The sequence below is a fragment of the Phyllobacterium myrsinacearum genome, from assembly GCF_002980555.1.
Lineage (GTDB): Bacteria > Pseudomonadota > Alphaproteobacteria > Rhizobiales > Rhizobiaceae > Phyllobacterium > Phyllobacterium myrsinacearum.
In genome coordinates this window covers 331,088-348,388 of the sequence record NZ_PVBT01000002.1, presented here as the reverse complement: position 1 = coordinate 348,388, position 17,301 = coordinate 331,088, and the positions used below count along the sequence as shown (strand labels likewise).

General features: G+C 59.8%; 12 protein-coding genes. 4 read left to right on the top strand and 8 right to left on the bottom strand.

What is annotated here, in order from left to right:
- Positions 1-147 precede the first annotated feature (147 nt).
- Positions 148-1,881: an adenylate/guanylate cyclase domain-containing protein gene (locus C5750_RS08530; protein WP_105733440.1), complete on the top strand. Its 1,734-nt coding sequence runs from the start codon at positions 148-150 to the stop codon at positions 1,879-1,881.
- Between the two features lie 30 nt (positions 1,882-1,911).
- On the opposite strand, the gene C5750_RS08525 is transcribed toward C5750_RS08530, so the two are convergent.
- Positions 1,912-2,391 (bottom strand): class I SAM-dependent methyltransferase, encoded by a 480-nt coding sequence (locus C5750_RS08525; RefSeq protein ID WP_105733439.1) that lies wholly within the window; start codon positions 2,389-2,391, stop codon positions 1,912-1,914.
- Positions 2,392-2,714: 323 nt separating this feature from the next.
- Here C5750_RS08525 and C5750_RS08520 point away from each other — a divergent pair, with 323 nt between their 5' ends.
- Complete coding sequence (locus C5750_RS08520; protein ID WP_158531312.1) at positions 2,715-3,233, top strand: sigma-70 family RNA polymerase sigma factor; 519 nt, start codon at positions 2,715-2,717, stop codon at positions 3,231-3,233.
- 1 nt (position 3,234) lies between these two features.
- On the opposite strand, the gene fhuB is transcribed toward C5750_RS08520, so the two are convergent.
- The 7 genes from fhuB to C5750_RS08485 all read right to left on the bottom strand — a co-directional run bounded on the left by fhuB (position 3,235) and on the right by C5750_RS08485 (position 12,806).
- On the bottom strand, positions 3,235-5,229 hold the full coding sequence (gene fhuB, locus C5750_RS08515) for a Fe(3+)-hydroxamate ABC transporter permease FhuB (protein WP_105733437.1): 1,995 nt from the start codon (positions 5,227-5,229) through the stop codon (positions 3,235-3,237).
- Positions 5,230-6,102: an ABC transporter substrate-binding protein gene (locus C5750_RS08510; protein ID WP_105733436.1), complete on the bottom strand. Its 873-nt coding sequence runs from the start codon at positions 6,100-6,102 to the stop codon at positions 5,230-5,232.
- Positions 6,103-6,115: 13 nt separating this feature from the next.
- Positions 6,116-6,895: an ATP-binding cassette domain-containing protein gene (locus C5750_RS08505; RefSeq protein ID WP_199538039.1), complete on the bottom strand. Its 780-nt coding sequence runs from the start codon at positions 6,893-6,895 to the stop codon at positions 6,116-6,118.
- A 13-nt stretch (positions 6,896-6,908) separates the two neighbouring features.
- A complete protein-coding gene (locus tag C5750_RS08500) occupies positions 6,909-9,071 on the bottom strand; it encodes a TonB-dependent siderophore receptor (RefSeq protein WP_158531310.1) in 2,163 nt (720 codons plus the stop codon).
- 185 nt (positions 9,072-9,256) lie between these two features.
- Entirely contained in the window at positions 9,257-10,444 is a 1,188-nt protein-coding gene (locus tag C5750_RS08495; RefSeq protein WP_105733433.1) for a PLP-dependent transferase, read from the bottom strand.
- Positions 10,441-11,868 carry an MATE family efflux transporter gene (locus C5750_RS08490; RefSeq protein ID WP_105733862.1) on the bottom strand — a complete coding sequence of 476 codons (1,428 nt, stop codon included), beginning with the start codon at positions 11,866-11,868 and terminating at the stop codon, positions 10,441-10,443. The genes C5750_RS08495 and C5750_RS08490 overlap by 4 nt, the downstream gene beginning before the upstream one ends.
- Positions 11,865-12,806, bottom strand: a complete 942-nt coding sequence (locus tag C5750_RS08485; protein ID WP_165403439.1) for a GNAT family N-acetyltransferase — start codon at positions 12,804-12,806, stop codon at positions 11,865-11,867. The genes C5750_RS08490 and C5750_RS08485 overlap by 4 nt, the downstream gene beginning before the upstream one ends.
- A gap of 260 nt (positions 12,807-13,066) precedes the next feature.
- On the opposite strand from C5750_RS08485, the gene C5750_RS08480 reads away from it, so the two are divergent.
- Positions 13,067-13,273 (top strand): MbtH family protein, encoded by a 207-nt coding sequence (locus C5750_RS08480; protein ID WP_245421046.1) that lies wholly within the window; start codon positions 13,067-13,069, stop codon positions 13,271-13,273.
- Between the two features lie 39 nt (positions 13,274-13,312).
- Positions 13,313-17,296 (top strand): non-ribosomal peptide synthetase, encoded by a 3,984-nt coding sequence (locus C5750_RS08475; RefSeq protein ID WP_105733431.1) that lies wholly within the window; start codon positions 13,313-13,315, stop codon positions 17,294-17,296.
- Positions 17,297-17,301 lie beyond the last annotated feature (5 nt).

Below are 17,301 nucleotides of genomic sequence, written 5' to 3'. Positions count from 1 at the left end.
TCTGCATCGCCGTGATTGCCTGTCAAAATGCCATCATTGCGCTTGATCGCTCGCGTCCCGCTCGCCAAATCAGATGGGCTCGCATAAGCTTGGCTTGGGCGGAGGGAACGATATGGCTGACAAGACGCGGGAATCGATGCGGTATTCATGACGATAACAACGATAGCACCCGTGCTTTCCGAGCGCTCCCTGCGCAGGGCGCGTCTGGCATCGGGTTTGATCATGCTCACATTCCTGACCTTGCATCTGACCAATCATGCGCTCAACCTCATCTCGCTTGCCGCCGCCGAGGAAGGACGCCGATGGTTTCTGGCCATCTGGCGCAACCCCGTCGGGACCACCCTTTTCTACGGCGCTGCGGTCACGCATGTCACGCTCGTGATGCGGTCACTCTACCTGCGGCGGACGTTTTACATGCCGGCGGGCGAAGCGCTGCAGATCATACTGGGGCTGGTGATCCCGCTGCTCATCATCGACCACGTGGTCGGCACGCGCATCCGCCACGAGATATCCAACTACTACGACAGCTACGAAGCGGTCATACGCGGCTTCTGGATCACCTCGCCGTTCAACGGCATCAAGCAGACCGTCGCCCTGATCGTCATCTGGTCCCACGGCTGCATCGGCGTCCACTTCTGGCTGCGCTACCGGCAATGGTATCAAAAGGCGGCGCCGGTGCTGTTGACCGTCGCCATCCTGCTGCCGGTTCTCGCCCTGCTGGGTTTTGCCAATGCCGGCCGGACCATCGCCAACATGTCGCCCGCCTCGGGCTATGGCGCGTTCCCTTCGTCGGGCTATCAGGGGCACAAGAACTTCAATGCCACGCGCTACGCCTCTCCGGCCGAGCGCGCCGAGGTCAAGCAGGACGAATTTCTGATCAAAACCGGATTGTATGGCGCCTTTGGCGGCGGGCTGGCGCTGGTTGTCGCCATGCGTATCCACCGCCGCTGGCGCGAGCGCGCGACCCAGATTGAAATCCGCTATGCCGATGGCGAAAGCGTGCGCGTCCCCCTCGGGTTCAGCGTTCTCGAAGCCAGCCGCCTTGGCGGCATACCGCATTACGCTGTCTGCGGGGGCAAAGGCCGCTGTTCAACCTGCCGTGTTCAGGTTCTGGAAGGTGCCGAGATGCTGCCTCCGCCGGAACCGATCGAGCAGGCCACCCTCACCCGTATCGGGGCTGATTATGGCGTGCGTCTCGCCTGCCAGCTGCATCCGACCGCCAATGTCAGCGTGGCGCCACTGCTCGTGCCCAGTCTTGAGAGCATCGTTCCGGCGGGCAGCCAGCAGGCGAGCCCCGGACGCGAACGCGAAATCGCCATTCTGTTTTGCGATATCCGCAGCTTCACCATGCTGACGGAAGCCCGGCTGCCCTATGATATCGTTTTCCTGCTCAACCGCTATTTCGCCATCGTCGGCCAGGCCGTCGAGCGTTCGGGCGGACGGCTTGATAAATTCATCGGCGACGGGGCGATGGCGCTGTTTGGGCTGACGGGTTCCGCAGCCGACGGCTGCAAGAATGCGTTGAAGGCCGCCGCAGTCATCGTCAAGGAAATCGAAAAGTTGAACAACGAACTGGCGGGCGAACTGAGCATGCCGCTGCGCGTCGCCATCGGCATTCATACCGGCCCTGCCATCGTCGGTGCGATGGGGTATGGCGCGGTGAAGAGCCTGACCGCGATTGGCGACACCGTCAACGTCGCCAGCCGGCTCGAAGCCGTTGCGAAGGAATTCGACGTGACCCTTGTGGTTTCAGAACCAGTCATCAGCCTTGCCGCTTCCGATACCGCCGGGCTTGAGGTCAGGGACGTTGCCATTCGCGGGCGGGCGCTTCCGCTTCGCGTCTATATTGTTCCGCAGGAAAGCAGCGCCCGTTTCGGTTAAAGCCGCCCATATGCTTTGGCCGGCACGGGCTCAGCGGCGGCGATAAAGGAAATATCGTCCCGGCTTGACGCTGGCAGGCAGAGGAAGCAGTTCAAGCGCGGGATGATCGAGCGCCAGGCCGCTGGCGACGATGCCGTGGCGGGCAAGCAGTCCAGCGGCCAGCTGCGGCAGCCATGTCTGGGTAATGGCATCCTGGTCCGGATAGCCCGTGCCAATGTCCGCATGCACCAGCGCCGCATCGATGCCGGTAAAGCTTTGTGCGGTTTCCCTGATCTCTCCGATAATCATGTTTTCCGGATCAGGCGTGGAAGCCTTGTAGGCATGGGATGCCCGGTCAAACGCAATGATCCGCCGATCCGGAAACCGCTCGCGCAAATGATCGTAGGTCCGGCCATTGCCCAGCCCCAGCTCCAGCACCGGCCCCGGCAGTTCCCTGACTGTGTCGCTGATATGGTTGAGAACATCGCGCTGAGCCGTCACGCGGCGGATGAAGCTGTCAAGACGGCTCATGATGATCGGGTATCCATTGTCAATTCACTACCCGCTTGGCTTAGCAGGCCGATGCGGCCGGGTCGACCGCGCCAAGCGGCATATCCGGTAGATTCTTTTTGATCGCTTCGGGCGGAATCACGCTCGAATTCCCCGCTTGCGTCCGCTTTGAAGACGCCTCGTCAAATCGCATTTTCTTTAACTTGACTCTTTTTCTCATGTTCTTGTATAGCTGCACTCGCGATAGTTGCAAAGCTGGATATTTCAAAATTTGAAATATTTCTGGCGGTGTCTCATGTTGCCATGAACGGCAATACAATCCTATGCAAAAAAGAATAAAGATCATGCCAAAAGAAAAAAGTCTTTATGATGAAAATGTTCTTGTTGATGCACTGGTTAAATATAAAAATAAACTGATAGTTATTGCCGAAAGTGTAGTGCACTCCCATGCACAGGCAGAGGATATATTTCACGACGCCATCGTCAAAGCTTGCACAATGCAGACCAGTTGCATTCATTGCCCGGTCGGCTATGCCTGCCGCATGGTCTATAATCTTGCCCTCGACGAGGCACGAAAGCGCCAGCACGAGAAGAAGAACCTCATGCCGATGGATGGCGTGGATTCCGTGCCGGCCCCTTGCGTCAACGCGCTTGATTGTATCGTGATGACAGAGGCCCTCAACCGGGTCATGACATCGCTGAAGGATCTGCCCAAGCGCACCCATGACGCGTTCATCCGGCACCGCATCGAAGGTGTCCCGCAGAAGGACATTGCCGAAGAACTGGGCGTGTCGCGAACCCTGGTGAACTTCATGATCAAGGATGCGCACCGCTACTGCGAGCAGTCACTCAAGGCGGCCTAGGTCAGGACTTTGCGGCCTTGCGCGGGCGCAGGAGCAGCAGCGCAAACACCGGACCGCCCAGAAGCGTCGCGATCAATCCCGTCGGCAATTGCCACGGGAAATACGCCGTGCGGCCGATGAAATCCGCGATCGCCATCAAGAGCGCGCCGAACAAAGCCGTACCGAGAAGATGCGCAAATCCACGTGTCAGTCCGATGCGCTGGGCAAGGTGCGGTGCCATCAGACCGACAAAACTCAACGGCCCGACGACGAGCGTCGCGATAGCTGTCAACAGGGCGGCAAAGCCGAGGATAAGGATGCGGAATGTCCTGACATTGACACCATGGGAATGGGCGGACATTTCACCCAGAGCGAAATGCTGCAAGGGCCGCAGGAAAACCGGCACCACCGCCATTGCCACGACGGCGCAGACCAGCGATATGACCGCTGCGGAGGCCGTAACGCTATAAGTCGACCCCGTCATCCAGCTGATCAGCGACATGGCGCGCGGATCGCCCGAGGCCAGAATGACTGAAACAACCGCTGTCAGGAAGGCACTCAGCGAGACGCCTACAATGAGGAACTGGTTGCCCGACTGCGCCTTGCGCCAGCTCATGGCAAAGAGGGCAATAAGGACCGCAGACGCGCCGAGAAAGCCGCCAAGCAGCCTGTCGATGTAATCGGGTTGCGCCACCACGAACAGCACGCACAGCAGCCCGAAGGCCGTGCCCGCGCTCACACCGAGCACCTCGGGGCTGGCCATGGAATTGCTGGTCAACCGTTGCAGCAGGCTGCCGGCGAGCGCCAACATCATGCCGGCCGAAACGGCCGCAACCAATCTCGGCAATCGCCATGGCAACAGCGTATCCAACACGGCGCCCGTATGAATGGCCCAGGCGGAGTCGATGCCGCGGCCGACAAAGATGGCGGCAACACAGGCAAGCAGCAGCAGACCGGCCAGTGTGGTCAGGAGCATCACCGGATTCCGGCTCCTGCGCACCGGCGATGCAGCAGCTGTCGGCTGCCCGGCAGCCTTGCGCCGCAACATCACGATCAGCAAGGCCGGCACGCCGATCAGCGCCGTCACCGCACCGGTCGGAAGCAGAATGCCGGTCACCGCCGCCTGCATCTGCAGAATCTGGTCGATCAGAACAAGCAGCCCGGCACCGATAAGGGGCGCGACAATCAGCCGGTCGCGGATACGCCGCGCGCCGATTGCACGGGCAATGGCCGGCGAGGCAAGGCCGAGAAAACCGATGATGCCGACGACGCTCACCGTGAATGTCGTCAATGCAACGGCAACCATCAGGGTCAGGGCACGCGTGGTGTGAAGCTTCATGCCGAGCCCCTGCGCTGCATCACCGAGGGTCAGCACATTCAGTTGCCGGGCGAGAAGAAACGCCAGAAATGTGAAGAGAGCGATTTTGGGCATGAGCGCGCTGACGTCGCGCCAGTCGTTCTGATTGAGCGAGCCGCCGCCCCACACGAACAGGCCGGCGAGATAATGATCATTCATCAGCACCATGATGGTCGTGATCGCGGTGCAATATAGCCCCATGACAAGACCCGTGAGGATAACGGTGACCGGCTGGAACTGGAAACGCCAGGCCACGGCGAAAACGGCGGCCATGGCGGCAAACCCGCCAATGGCCGTGGTGAGGTCCCGGCTCCAGCCAAGCAGGGCCGGAAACCACAGGATCGCCACGCCAAGCGCCAGTTGCGCCCCGGCCTCGATACCCAGCGTCGAGGGCGATGCCAGCGGATTGCGCAATACGTGCTGGAAAAGCGCGCCGGAAAGCCCGAGGGCAAAGCCGCACACAACGGACATGGCCAGACGCGGCAGCAGGCTGTAATGCAGGAGGACAGCGTCGCCATCGCTCGCCAATGGAGGCAGGAAGACTGCTTGAACGCCAAGCCTGTTGATCATCGGCCACAGATTGAATGCCGCGGCTCCAAGCGCAAGCGACCATAGAAGGCATGTCCAGATGAGCCGTTGAGATGAGGATGTGCGCAGCATCTAGACCTTGACCTCTGCCAGGAGACGGGCGAAGCGGGAGACCGATGGCAAGGCACCGAACATCAGAACACTGGCCATGCGCTGCGCATGGCCCTTTTGAACAAACGGCATGGCCTGCCACAAAGGGCTTCCCGCCAATCCGGCGAGAACATCCGCTGGAACCGGGTCCATGTAGAAAATACGGCTGTCGCCGATGCCGATGAGATCGGCAAGCCCGGCATCGCTGAAACCCCATTCATTGGTCCGCCGTGTCCAGGCATTTTGCAGCTCAAGCCGGTCGAGAACGTCCTGAAAGATACCGCCCGGACCATAAACCCGAATGTTGCGGGCATCCATGAACGTCATGATGGCCAGCTTCTGCTCGGCAAGACGGCGGGTTGCCGCCTTTGCCGCCAGCAGGTCCCGCTCGGTGCGGTCAATCAGGGCCTGCGCTTGCTGCGGCTGCCCGACGATCTGCCCCAGCTCCAGCGTTGCCGCGATGATATGCGGATAGGGTGACGACCCCACCGCGTGGATGGGAAAGGATTTGACCGGCGCGATTGTCTCAAGCTGCGGCCTGATCCACTCGAGATAGGGTGTCGAAATGATCAAGTCGGGCTGCAGCAGCTGCAGCATTTCCATATTGATCTCGTAGTTGGAACCGACATTGGCGATGCCCGGCGGCAAGGGCGGCTCCATCACCCAGTCATACCAGCCCGGCGTGTCGATCAGGCCGACGGGCGGCGTGCCGAATTCGATCAGCGTCTGCGCCAGGCCGTAGTCCAGCGAAATGATGCGCGGCGACGCGGCCCTGGCGGCGCGCATGAAGAATGGCGATGCGAGCAGAAGGCTTGAGCCGAACAGAAAATCGCGGCGGCGCAGCGCGGCCATCATCAATATCCGATCCTTAGAGAACGTAGCTTATGGGCGATTGCGTTTCCGGATGGCGGAAAATACCCATGCGGACCCCGTAAATGGCATTGAGTTTGTCGGCCGTGATCAGCGCATCGGTTGCATCGTGAGCCACCAGCCTGCCGCCCGACAGGGCGATCAGCCTGTCGCAGAAACGCGCGGCCATGTTGATATCGTGCAGGACGATCAGGACCGAGCGATCATGCTCATGCGCCAGCATGCGGATGAGGCTCATCACTTCGATCTGGTGGTTGATATCAAGCGCCGAGATCGGCTCATCCAGCAGCAGGCACTCCGTATCCTGCGCAATGAGCATGGCGAGAAAGGCGCGTTGCCGTTCGCCGCCCGACAGCGTGTCCACGATACGATCGGCAAACGGCGTCAGCCCCGTCAAGTCAAGGGCTTCGGACACTTTGGTCCGGTCGGTAAGTGAGAAGCGGCCAAGCGCCCCGTGCCATGGATAGCGGCCGAGCGAAACCACTTCCCGCACGGTCATGCCATCGGTGTCCGGCGTCTGCTGCGGCAGATAGGCAACCTTCCTGGCATAGTCTTTGGGGCGGAACGATGTGAGCGGCTGACCGCGATAATCAGCCCGCCCCCGCGTCGGCGCCTGGAACCGGGCTAGGATTTTCAGGAGCGTCGACTTGCCGGAACCGTTATGGCCCAGAATGCCGACGACCTCCCCTTTCGGAACGTCCAGTGTCAGCGGATGAAGCAGAGTTCTTCCGTCGATGTCAAAACCGACACCACTGAGGGAAAAGGACGTTCCGTTCATTTTATCTTTGACCTTAGAATTTGACCGACAAGGTCCCTTTGATTGTCCGGCCTTCGCCATAGATGCACATCGGTGCATTGTCATAGTCGGTCGAGCAGGTGGAGTAGTAACCCTTGTCGAAGAGATTGCTGACCTTGAGAGCCCCCTTCCATCCGTTCTTCTCATAACTGACGGCGGCGTCGACCAGCGTATAGTCAGGAACGTTCACCTGCTTGCCATTGGCGCCGCTGCCGACGGAACTGCCGATATAGCGGATGCCGGAGCCGACGTTGAGCCCCTGAAGAAGGCCGGAGTCAAAGGTGTACTTGGCCCAGAGCGAGGCCTGGTTCTTGGGCACCATCGGCGTGCTATTGCCGACTTCAGGCAGGGAACTCGCGGTGATTTCAGCGTCAAGATAGGTGTAGCTGCCTGTCAGGCTGACATTGTGGAAAAGATCCACCGTGGATTCGAATTCAAAACCGCGATGGCGCACTTCCTCGATCTGGCGATATGCACCGTCGCTGACAAAGGCCAGAACATTGGTTTTGGTAATGTCAAACAAGGCGGCCGTAAAATGCGCCGGCATGAAATCAGGATCATATTTGACGCCGACCTCGTATTGCCGCGCCTTTGACGGCGCAAAAGGCGAACTGGTCAGGGCATCCTGGCCGATATTGGTCACGAACGACGTGGAGTAGCTGGCATAGGGCGTAATGCCATTGTCGAAGAGATAGCCGAGGCCGACATTGCCGGTGAAGGCATTGTCCGATGTATCCGTTCTCGTATTGCTCAGGCGGTCATCCGTCCTTTCCTCGAACCAGGACTGCCGCCCGCCGAGATTGAGCAGCCAGTGATCGTTGATCTTGGTCTGCGTCTGCGCGTAGATGCCGATCTGATCGGTCGTGGTCTTCCGGTCGACAATCGTGCCCGGCATCGGCACATCGATGCCGTAAACCGGGTTCTCGAAATTGAGACCGGGGCCGGCTGCGTATCCATTGTGACCGTCAACCGTATAGCGGCTGTAATCGAGGCCCATCACCAACGTGTTTTTAATGTGATCGGACTGGTAGTCGTACTGGGCGCTGTTATCGACGCTGAAGATGGTCGCCGTTTCGTCAACCGTGAAGGCGGCTCTGCCCAAAGTCTGCTCATCCAGCATCTGGGTGTAATACAGGTGCCGGTAATCCGTATCCTGCGAGGTGTAGCGCAGGTTCTGGCGAACCGTCCATGCATCGTTGAAACGATGCTCGAAGGAATAACCGATCGAGCCATGATTGGCGTTGAAGCGGTCGAAATCCGGGTCCGACGTGGTGAAATTGCGCGAGAATTTCGGCAGATTGGGATGAAGCGGGCTCGCAACGGGCAAGAACGCGTTGGGCGGAAGCTTGTCCCACTGATAGTTGGCGAAGACCGTCAGGGACGTGTCGGCGCTTGGCGACCATGTGATCGCCGGCGCGATGAACACACGGTTGTTCTTGGAAAAATCAATCGCCTCATGCCCCTCGCGGAAAAGACCGGTCAGGCGATAGGTCCACACACCTTCCTTGTCCAGGGGACCGCCGGCATCGAGACCGACTTCGTAGGTATTGTGCGAGCCGTAGCCGGCATAGGCACTATAGAGCGGGTCTTTGGTCGGCCGCTTGGTCGTCAAGTTGACGAGACCGTCAGCGCCGTTCTGGCCATAGAGCACCGATGCCGCGCCCTTGATGACCTCGATGCGCTCAAGACCGTACGGCTCGGCCTTGAAACCGGAGAAATCGACAGTTCTCTGCGGCAACCCGTCCCGGAACACGGAATAAGGGCCGACGTCAAAACCACGGATCATGAACTGGTTGTAGCGCTCGTCAACACCCCAGGGCGAACTGGTGACACCGGCCGTATAGGCCAGCGCGTCCTCGATTCGCTGCGACGGACGGTCGTCGAGCTGCTCGCGCGTGATAATGGAAACAGAACGGGGAACTTCGCGCAGCGGCGTGCTGGTCTTTGTTCCTGTCAAAGTGCTGTTGGCAAGATACCCCTTGCCGGGGCCGGTGGCATCGTCGCCGCTGTTGATGATGATCGGATTGAGTTCAATGGTGGGTGCCTGCTGCGCAGAGGCGAGATTGGCAGTCATGAGCGTTGCCAGCGATGTGGTCACCAGCAGACATTTGTGCGAACGCTGTTTGCGTCCGGCTGAATTGACCCCGTTCCAAATCATCGTCCTGCAACCCCGCATGACCTAACCCCCGTTAAAACCCTGAGACTGTTTGATATTTAATATGAGTATTATTCTCATATTCAAAACATGACTACATTTGTCATGTTGCCGGAGTCAAGGCACGTTCGACGAAATGTCCGTCTTTTTCACCCGCCTTGACCAACTTTGTTTTGCCAGCGCCTCGCTTACAACTTGGCGGTGTGGAGGGCTTGCTGGATGTCGGTCCAGATGACCTCGGGCTCTTCGAGACCGACAGCGAAGCGGATCGTCTGCGGATTGACGCCAAAGCGCACGAAGGAGGTCATCCGGTCGGGAATCTGCAAGGCGGCCTTGGCAGGGACCACCAGCGTTTCCGGTCCGCCCCAGCTGACACCGAGCCGGATGTGGCGCAGCGCATTGACGAAACGCGCGACATCGATGTCGGGGTTCAGATCAAAGGCAAAGAGGCCGGAAAAACCCGTCAGCGTCTTCTTGCCCGGATGGTCTGAAAAAGCGGGATGACGGACAAGGGCGATGTCGTCGTGCTGCTGCAGGTGCTTGGCAAGGACGAGCCCGTTGTGCATGTGTTCCTTCAGCCGGACTTTCAGTGTACGCATGCCGCGCAGCAGCAGCCACGCTTCGAACGGCGAGAGCTTTGCGCCGATATAGGGATAGGTCGAGCTGTTGATCTTGGCGATCAGGTCACGCGGCCCGACAACAACGCCCGCCACCGTATCGCTGTGTCCACCGAGATATTTCGAAGCGGCGTGGATGACGATGTCGACGCCGTGCTGAATGGGTTTCTGGAACAGCGGCGTTGCCCAGGAATTATCGATGACGGTCGTCACGCCATATTCCTTGGCCATCGCCGTCAGGGCTTCGATGTCCTGCAGTTCGAACACCATTGATGTCGGGTTTTCCAGATAGAGCAGTTTCGCACCGGGCAAGGCGGCGCGCACTTCGTCATGATTGGACGGATCGACGAAATCCACCGTGACGCCAAACCGGGCGAGCAGTTTTACGAAGAGCCGGTAGATATCGTTGTAGAGATGCTGGACGGCAACCACGCGGTCGCCGGACTCAACCAGACTGAGAATCGTCGCAGTGATCGCGGCCGTACCGCTGGAGAAGCCGCGGCCGTCTTCCGCGCCCTCCAGGCGGGCGGTCAGCAATTCGAATTCGCGTACCGTCGGGTTGTCGCCGCGCGAATAGATGTAATTGCGCGCGCGCCCGGCAAACACATCTTCCATGGCTTCATAAGTGTCATAGGTGAAGAGCGATGTCTGGAAGATCGGCGGCGAAACCGCATTGAAGGCAGCGGTATCGACCGGCGAAAACAGATCGTCCGGCATTTCCATTGGGTCGAATTCATGGGGTGGCATGGATTTGTTCATGATGCCCTCTCAGACACGGTGTTGGTGAAGGTTGCGATGGGAAGATCGGTATCGCCGCGCAGCTGGCGCAGCGTGGTGAAAAGAATGACGGCGGAGAGAAGTGCGGTCAGCGCCGGAGCAAGGAACAGACTGGCAAGAAGGCCTTCAAAGCCGAGGAAATGCGGCAGGACAAACAGCAGCGGCAGGAGGAAATAGCCGTTCTGCGCGATGCTGATCGTGGCGGCGAGCCGCGCCCTGCCCTGTGCCTGCAGCAGAACGACAAGGATTTGCCGCATGCCGAAAAAGATGAAGGGAATATGGGTGACGACGATGGTCAGCGCGGCGATCCGGGCGATCTCCAGATCATCGGTGAAAATGGCTGCAATGGGATAGCGCAGGAGAACGGCACCAAGCCCATAGGCCACGCAGAAAGCGGACGTCAGCAGCAGGAGCAGGTTCGATGCCGCCAGCAATCGCGGCGTCTTCCCCGCGCCCCATGCAAAGCTCAGGACCGCCTGGCCGCCCAGCGACAGACCGATGACGGGAAGCATACCCAAAGTGAGAACCCGCAGCGCGATACCAACACCGGCAATACCGGCGTCGCCGCGATAGAACCCGGCATAGGTAAACAGCACGGCAAAGCTGATGCTGCTCAGCATGCTGGTCAGCGTCGTCGGCAGGCCGATGGACAATACCGGCTTCAGTATATCCGCCCGGAACGCGGCAAAGCGCGCAGACAGGTGCAAGGTGCCGATCCGCTTGCGGAAATACAGCGCATAGGCCGCTATTGCCGCAATCTGCGAGAGGATGGTTGCCATGGCTGCGCCTGCAAGCCCGAAGCCAAACCCGAAGATCATGATCGGATCAAGAATGATGTTCAGGGCAAAACACCCGAGCAGCGTCCACATGCTGAAACGCGTATTGCCTTCCGAGATGGCGATGAAATCCGACAGTATCTGCAGCATCGTCAGCGTCACCGAGAAGGCGACGATGATCAGATAGTGTTCGGCCAGCGGCATGATCGCTTCGCTGGCACCGAACAGGCCGAGCAATTCGCGCCGGAAGACAAGGATGCCTGCGGTGAGCGCGATACCCATCGGCACGGCCAAAACCATGAATGTCGATGCCGTCACATTGGCGCGCTGCGGGCTGTTGCTGCCCAGGGCACGCCCGATGGCGGTCGCCACCCCCACACCAAGCCCCTCGCCGATGGCGCCGATCATCATCAGGATCGGCAGGACAACGGTGATGGCCGCAATCTCATGGGCGCCGATCATGCCGACAAACACCATGTTGATCGTGTGGTGCACCGCATTGATCGACAGGCCCGCCACGGCCGGCAGGCCGAGCCGGAAGATCAGGCGTGTCAGCGCCGGATCGTTGAGATCGTCGGGCGCAAAATAGGCACGCCCTGGCTTTTCCAGCCCGATTTCTTCGGGATTCATGGTGCGGGCACCCAAAGCCTGTCATCGAAAAAGCGTTCGCGCAGCAGCATGACCAGCATGGCCCGTTTGTGCGGGAAGTCGAAGTGCTTCACCTTGGAAAAACCCGAGCGGTCGAGATTGCGGATCTGCTGCTCATGGCTGGCACGCGGCTCGCCGACAATGCGCTGGGTGCGCGGATCATCGAGAAACATGAAATGCATCAGTGATGGCAGCCACGCCGTGATCCATTGCTTGCCGCGATAGGCCGGTTCGCCAATGGCCACATGCCAGCCGCGGTCGTAATCCTGCGCGTCGTAATAGGGCCCAAGACGGTTTTCCTTGGCCCAATAGACTTCGAAATAGCCGAACGGCACGCCGTTGAAACAACCGATCAGCGCAAGCACATGCGGATCATGCAGCCGCTCCTCAAGAATGGCCGCGTGCTTCTCCCTGTCGCCGCCATCTTCCCAGATCACATTGACCTGCTCATCATTCATCCAGCGATGGAAATGCTCGATATCCGTCTGCGGATCCGCAGCCCTGAACGAAAGCACCTGATCGAGCCAGGGAATGTAGCGTTCATAGACGACGCCGACCGGCTTGCGCCGGCGTTTGGGGTGATACTGGCCATTGGTCATGACGTGCACCTGCGGCTGCGGCCAGACGGGATTGGCAATCCACGGCATCGGCCATTGCCAGAATTCCCTGGTATCGACGGTCAAGGAATTGCCGCTGCACGACCCCAACGGAAAATCCGATGGCTGCACATTGTCGACGTCCACCACACCGATATTGCGCGACTGCGCCGACAGAAATTCGATAGCCGAGGCCAGAACTGAAACGGTTTCATCCGCATTCAAATCCGGCAAGCGAACCCGGACACGTCCGGCCCCCGGCTCAACATCCGCGAGATAGCGCCCCGCCACGGTCGAGATCAGCATCTGACCCGGCGTTTTCATTTCGGCAGATTTCAGGAAGCACGAGAGACCCGAGGCTGGAAAAGGCGAAACATCGGTTTCTCTGGAAACATTGGAAACAAGGGTCATGGTGCACTCCGCAGCCCGTTTGCTGGCAAGATTTGACAGGGTGGTTTCCAAAGAGACGGCTGAAGCAGGTGCTGATTTAGCCAAAACTTTGAAAAATTTTTCTCCCGTTCCGCTTAAATCGGCTGCGGGTTCATCCGTCTCTTGGGCATGTCTTTATTCTGCAAGGAGCCCGCATGATGTCGAATACCGAGACGTCGCCAGAAACCTGGAGCATCGTTCGCGATCAGGAACACCGCTATTCCGTCTGGTCCAATGACAAGGCTCTCCCGGCCGGCTGGAGCAAGGAAAGCTTCAGCGGCACCCGCGAGGAATGCCTGAGCGAAATCAAGAAAATCTGGGTTGATCCGCGGCCGCTTGCCCTGCGGCAAGCCATGGCGTGATTGCCGGATACCCCTTTCAGACAACAGATCGGTGACACCATGAACAAACTCTTCGCTCAACCCGAAACCAATGAACCGGTTTGCGTGGACGGCATCGCCAGCGGTGCGGTCGAAAGCTTTCCGCTGACACTCGCGCAAAAGCGCATCTGGTCGCTGGAGCAGATCGGCAACGCAACGGTTTTTCCGTTCCAGGTGCTTTGCCTGCAATGGGAAAAGGGCGTTACGCCTGATCAGGTGCAGAGCGCCCTCGACCGGCTGGCGCAACGGCACAGCGCCTTGCGCACACGCTTTCGCCGGTTTGCCGGTGGCCGCATCGAGCAGTTTTCCGTGCCGGGCGACGTTCCCTCCGGTGAGATTGTCGGCAGTGACAGCAATCCTCTGAGCGCGACGGAAGCCGAAACGGAAAAGGCGGGCTTCATTGCCCGTCCCTTCGATCTCCTGAACGGTGTTTCCGCCCGTTATCAATTGATTGCCGGAAACAACGGCCAACTGATCTCGACAATCGTGCTGCATCCCATCGTCTGCGATGAGGCAGCGCTTGCCACCCTGCGCAGTGATCTCATCGCGCTGGCCGAGGGCAAGGAATTGCCCGTGCTTCCCGGCGACAGCCTGCAGCGCGGCATGCGCGAAGAGGAAGCGCTGGAAACGCCGCACTTTGCGGCGGCCCTCGCGCATTGGCGCGATCTGATTGGCGAGGAGTACAATGCGACGACCCTGCCCACACGCTTCAATGCTGCTGGATATGCCGGTGCCAGACGCAAACGCATCCCGTTCACGATGGCGGCTGACCTCTGGGCAACCGTCGAATCCTATGCCCGTTCCAAAAGCCTGAACGCCGAGCATCTGCTTTCCGCGGCCTTTGCCATTCTCCTGGCCCGCTACAGCGGCACCTATTCGCTGCAATATGGCATTTTGCTTGGATCCACGAGCCAGCAGACCGTAGCGCGCAGCGAGCAAATCCTGCCGTTGAAGCTTGAGCTGACGTCCCGCGCTGCCTTCCTGGATGTTTGCAAGGCGCTTGCATCGGCGGTTGCGCTAGGAACGGAAAACCTTGTTCCGTTCGAGCGTCTCGTGCAGGAAATCCAGACGCATGAGGAACGCGAACAGGACGCCATCGTCAAATCCCTGTTCGAGTTCCGCCAGCCGCCCCGGCATTCCGCAATGGCGCAAGACCATGTGCCGGCCGTCGCGCCGCGCTCGGATGCGGAACTGGCACTGGTGCTGACCCCGAAGGCGGACGGCGCGCTTGCCGGCCTGTTCGATTATGCCGAAGACATTTATGAGCCGGCACTGATCGAGCGCGCCGCCATTCATTTCCAGCGCGTTCTCTCCCAGGCCATTGCCGGGGACGAGGTCCGCATCAAGGATATCGACCTCATCGCCGAGGATGAACTCGATGTTCTCTCGGCTCCCTATGAGGATGACGCTATCAACGACGACCGGGCGGTGCATGAACACATCGCCGCCCATGCCCAGCGCACGCCTGACAAGACCGCCATCATCTTTGCCGATGAAGTCTGGAGCCATGCCAAGCTTGACCGCAGCGCCAACCGGCTGGCGCACCGGCTGATCAAGCTCGGCATCGGTGCCGACATCAGCGTGGCGATTGCCGTCAAGCGTTCTCCCGAAGCCATCGTCGGCATTCTCGCCACGCTCAAGGCGGGCGGCGCTTATATCCCCGTTGAGCCGGATCATCCCACCAGCCGCAACCACCACATCCTGCGCGATGGCAGCGTGAAGGTCATCCTCACCCACAGCTGGCTGCTTGACCGCATTCCGGAAGGCCTTGATGCAGTCATCCTCGAACTCGACAAACTCGACCTGTCGGACGAGCCGGACAGCGTCCCCGACGTCAAGGTCCACAAGGATCAGCTCGCCTACATCATGTATACATCGGGCTCGACCGGCCTGCCCAAGGGCGTTGCCGTCGAGCACGGCCCCTTGACCCATCACATGCAGAACACATCGCGCGTCTACGGCATGAGCGCGGACTCGCGCGAGCTGCCGTTCCTGCCTTTCAGCTCCGATGGCGGACACGAACGCTGGATGAACCCGCTAATGGAAGGCGGCAGCATCATTCTGCCGGACCAGCCCCTGTGGACCCCGGAGGAAACATTGACCGCCATGCGCAAGCACGGCGCCAACAATGCCAGCATTCCCACCACCTATCTGCAGCAATTGGCCGAATGGGCTGATCTCACCGACAGCGCGCCGCCGATGCGGCTCTATTCCTTCGGCGGCGAAGGTTTGGCCCAGCAGACCTTCGATCTCCTCTCCACGGCTCTGAAGTCTGAATGGCTGATCAACGGGTACGGCCCCACCGAGACCATCATGACCCCGATGGTCTGGAAAGTGCGTGCCGGGCAGAAGTTCGAAGGCACCTATGCACCGATCGGCCGTGCCGTCGGCAACCGGCGCGTCTATGTTCTCGATCCCGACCTCAATCCCTGCCCCATCGGCGTGACGGGCGAGCTTTATATTGCCGGTGAAGGCATGGCCCGCGGCTATATCGGCAAAGCCGATACAACCGCCGACCGCTTCATTCCGGACCCGTTTTCCAAGGAAGGCGGGCGTCTTTATCGCTCCGGCGATCTGACCCGCTGGCGCGAAGACGGCACCGTAGAATTCGTTGGCCGCGTCGACCATCAGGTCAAGCTGCGCGGCTACCGCATCGAGCTTGGTGAAATCGAAGCAGCGCTGCTTGAGCTTGAGGGCGTCGGCGAGGCGCTTGTGGTCCTGCGGGACGACGAAGCCACCAGGCAAAAGATGCTGGTGGCCTATGTCGTGCCGAAACAGGGCATTGAGCTTGACGTGGCGCAAATGCACGCGGCGCTGGAACGCATGCTGCCCGCCTATATGGTGCCTTCGGCCATTGTTCCGCTGAAAGCCATGCCGATCAATCCCAACAGCAAGCTCGACCGGTTCGCCCTGCCCGCGCCAACACCGATGAAGCGCAACATCATCGAACCGGAAAACGCCATCGAGACAGAAATCCGCGATATCTGGCAGGACATCCTGAAAACCGGCCCGATCAGCGTCGAGGACAATTTCTTCGCCATCGGCGGCAATTCTCTTGGCGCCATCCGCATCCTCACGGCCCTGCGGCAGCGCAAACCGCAGAACCGCACGACCATTGCCGATCTCTTCAACAATCCGACGATCCGCTCCTTCGCAGAGGTCGTTGAAAACGGCAATAGCGAGGCGGGCAGCGAAGTCATCGTCCTGCGCGCATCGGGAACCAAGCCCGTGCTCTATTGCTTCCCCGGCCTTCTCGTCAGCACGCGCGAATACGTCAAGCTGGTCGACTATCTCGGCGCCGATCAACCGGCGACAGGCTTCATCTGCTATTCGCTCTCCGAACAGAAGGAAATCGGCTCATCCGTTGACGATATCATTCAGGGCTATGTGGACTACATCCGCCGCGAGAGCAAAGGCCAGCCCTGCTATTTCCTCGGCTGGTCCTGGGGCGGACTGCTGGCCTATGAAACCGCGCGCAAGCTCGGCGACGAGATCGACCTGCGGCTGATCACCATGGTCGATGTCTGCGATCTGGGCACTGAGTTCGCCATCGGCGCCAAGCCGCGCTTCAAGCCGGGCGAACGCGACCAGTTGCATGCGACCGTGCAGGAATGGTTGTCGCGCACCGCCATGCGCGCCGAATGGGACCGCCTGCTCAACGTCATGGACGAGGATACCTATGAGCAGTTCCTGCGCTTTGTCGGCGACGAGAAAGACACATTGCCGACGGACGGTCCGGATATCAGCAGCCGCGAACATACGTTCTGGATCCTGATCGACAATGCCCTGATTTTCAGGCGTCACGAACTGAAGCCGCACGACGTGCCGATCCATTCCTGGGCCGCCGACGACAGCCTGAATCGGGGTCTCAACCTCATCGACTGGCGGCGCTACTCCCCCCGGGCCAATCCGGCGGAAATCATCTCTGGCACCAACCATCTGCACGTAATCGGATCACAGGCATTCCACAGCCGTCTCTCCCACCGGCTGGACGAGGCCCGCTAGGGCCC

Excerpts from the sequence above, each read along its gene's own strand:
- C5750_RS08530 (WP_105733440.1), top strand. The coding sequence starts at position 148 with ATGACGATAACAACGATAGCACCCGTGCTTTCCGAGCGCTCCCTGCGC.
- C5750_RS08525 (WP_105733439.1), bottom strand. The coding sequence starts at position 2,391 with ATGAGCCGTCTTGACAGCTTCATCCGCCGCGTGACGGCTCAGCGCGAT.
- C5750_RS08520 (WP_158531312.1), top strand. The coding sequence starts at position 2,715 with ATGCCAAAAGAAAAAAGTCTTTATGATGAAAATGTTCTTGTTGATGCA.
- fhuB (WP_105733437.1), bottom strand. The coding sequence starts at position 5,229 with ATGCTGCGCACATCCTCATCTCAACGGCTCATCTGGACATGCCTTCTA.
- C5750_RS08510 (WP_105733436.1), bottom strand. The coding sequence starts at position 6,102 with ATGATGGCCGCGCTGCGCCGCCGCGATTTTCTGTTCGGCTCAAGCCTT.
- C5750_RS08505 (WP_199538039.1), bottom strand. The coding sequence starts at position 6,895 with ATGAACGGAACGTCCTTTTCCCTCAGTGGTGTCGGTTTTGACATCGAC.
- C5750_RS08500 (WP_158531310.1), bottom strand. The coding sequence starts at position 9,071 with ATGATTTGGAACGGGGTCAATTCAGCCGGACGCAAACAGCGTTCGCAC.
- C5750_RS08495 (WP_105733433.1), bottom strand. The coding sequence starts at position 10,444 with ATGAACAAATCCATGCCACCCCATGAATTCGACCCAATGGAAATGCCG.
- C5750_RS08490 (WP_105733862.1), bottom strand. The coding sequence starts at position 11,868 with ATGAATCCCGAAGAAATCGGGCTGGAAAAGCCAGGGCGTGCCTATTTT.
- C5750_RS08485 (WP_165403439.1), bottom strand. The coding sequence starts at position 12,806 with ATGAAAACGCCGGGTCAGATGCTGATCTCGACCGTGGCGGGGCGCTAT.
- C5750_RS08480 (WP_245421046.1), top strand. The coding sequence starts at position 13,067 with ATGATGTCGAATACCGAGACGTCGCCAGAAACCTGGAGCATCGTTCGC.
- C5750_RS08475 (WP_105733431.1), top strand. The coding sequence starts at position 13,313 with ATGAACAAACTCTTCGCTCAACCCGAAACCAATGAACCGGTTTGCGTG.